3 protein-coding genes are annotated in these 1,120 nt (G+C 45.9%); all 3 read right to left on the bottom strand.

Going from position 1 to position 1,120, the window contains the following annotated elements:
* Positions 1–261: glycoside hydrolase family 73 protein (locus ACFXMF_RS47760; RefSeq protein WP_380021355.1), on the bottom strand; the 261-nt coding region annotated here is incomplete at its 3' end.
* Between the two features lie 5 nt (positions 262–266).
* Positions 267–485, bottom strand: coding sequence for a hypothetical protein (locus ACFXMF_RS47765; RefSeq protein ID WP_376642732.1), 219 nt, complete (start codon positions 483–485; stop codon positions 267–269).
* 13 nt (positions 486–498) lie between these two features.
* Positions 499–1,120, bottom strand: a 622-nt coding sequence (locus tag ACFXMF_RS47770; RefSeq protein WP_380021357.1) for a hypothetical protein, incomplete at its 5' end; no start/stop codon positions are given.

Genomic DNA, 1,120 nt, shown 5'->3' on the forward strand with positions numbered 1-1,120 from the left:
GTCTATGATAGAATCGCGAACAGACTTATACGCCCGGAACCCTGCTTTGATTGTTTTATCGACCCCGTTTAAAACCTCCCACGTGCCCATATGAACGGTTCCAGCGTTCCCGATACCTTTTATACCAAACAGGTTATTTGCACGCGTAGCAAGCCCGGATTTGCCCCAATTTGACTCATGTATGGCTTGTGCTGTGATAACTGAAGGTAAAACTCGACTTACACCGTATAATTTTTGTGCTTCACTTGCAACATTCTCCATGAAACTCATTCTTTTACACTCTCCCTCATTTGTTGTCTCATTTCATTTATTTGTTCGTCTGAAGCGGATTCAATCCATAGTTTTCTATCCTTCTGAAATTGCGCCCGCCAATATCCCGGCGGCTGTACGGTTGTCGCATTATCCGGTACGGAATCAGCCGGAACAATTTCAGGATAGTCGAAGATGAAATCCGAATCATATACGAATACTTGTATCATTTCCATTGCTCCAACCCTCCTAGTAAGGCACTGCCGCGTCTAATGACCAACTGGACACGGCGGACTGATTGTTTCCTGAAAAGCCGACAAACGCCAGTTTACCGTCAGTGTTGATATAAAATTTTGTGAAGCCTGTCGTTCCGTATGCTGTTGCCATGACCGCCTTTTTGTCTGACGGTGAATATGACGCGGGCAATTGTGCAAAGTCAACGCCGAGGTCACACGCCACGTGACCTTTTAGCATGAGGATGTTTCCCCAGCGGGTATACTGCGGTGTTCTTCCTGACGCCTTTGCTCCATTCAATAACGGAAGGTTATACCATGTGAGCGCCATAAAATCATTTTGTGTAAACAGCTGTCGCCAACCCCTGAATACATTGTCAGTGTGTATAACACCAATCCATGACGTATTATCATAGGAACGTGTCAGAACCAATTTCCGCAGACCGTTTGGCGCTGGTAGAATGTCGAGATAGTACCAAGAAGCGTCACCCGGTAACGGTAGTTGATTCCATCCTGTCCCATAATAAAAACCGGGAGGTGCGGTGAGTCTGCTGTAAGCAGAACCCAAGCTTGTCCGAATTCCTTCACCATCCGTTAATGAATATGTCGTTGAGAAGTTTTGTAGCCAGATAACATCG

Source organism: Embleya sp. NPDC059213 (assembly GCF_042754445.1).
Taxonomy (GTDB): Bacteria; Actinomycetota; Actinomycetes; order Streptomycetales; family Streptomycetaceae; genus Embleya.